The 726-nt window shown below is 43.0% G+C and carries 1 pseudogene; it reads left to right on the top strand.

What is annotated here, in order from left to right:
- A pseudogene (locus PSI17_RS17170) lies at positions 1 to 726 on the top strand (IS630 family transposase); the annotation flags it as partial.

The following is a 726-nucleotide window of genomic DNA, read 5'->3' as shown; positions in this document are numbered from 1 at the left end:
ATGCTTATCATACCACCCACTTCCCGAAATGAACGGCGGCAGATGAAAAAAATCGTTCAAAAGACACCTGATAAAAATTATGCACGCCGGATCATGGGGATACTCCTACTGTGTCAAACACATTCCGTTCCTCAGGTCGCAGGAACACTTTGTTGCGCCGAATCTTCTGTCTGGCGTTGGCTGAAAAAGTTTAGAGAACAAGGATGGGCAGGCTTGCAAAGCTTGACTGCCGGGCGCCACACTCAGTGGCATTTAGCACGTTATCTGCCTGTTCTACATTATTTTTTTGGCGCACTCTCCCCAACAATTTGGCTATATCGGTTCTCGTTGGAGTCTTTTATTTTTTGTGTTTTTACTCAGGCAACATGCGCACATTACACCTTCCATCAGCACGCTTTACCGTTACTTCTGTAAACAAGGCATTGTCTGGCGGCGGGCTGCGCCTACCTTAAAACAACCTGATCCAGAATATGACGAAAAAATGGCGCGTATTACTGAAGCGATTTTGCAGACTTCAGAGAAACACCCTGTTGTTTATGAAGATGAAGTTGATATTGATTTTAATCCTAAAATTGGCGCTGATTGGTACTTTAAAGGTCAGCAAAAACGGATTGTGACACCGGGTCAAAATCAAAAATATTACTTTGCCGGTTGTTTTGATGCCCAAACAGGAAAGATCGTATCTACAGGTTACACGAGGAAAAACTCAGATTTATTTATCAATAT

The organism is Xenorhabdus sp. IM139775, assembly GCF_028598745.1.
GTDB lineage: Bacteria > Pseudomonadota > Gammaproteobacteria > Enterobacterales > Enterobacteriaceae > Xenorhabdus.
The sequence above is the reverse complement of the archived record's forward strand: the minus strand, read 5'-3'. Positions and strand labels throughout refer to the sequence as shown.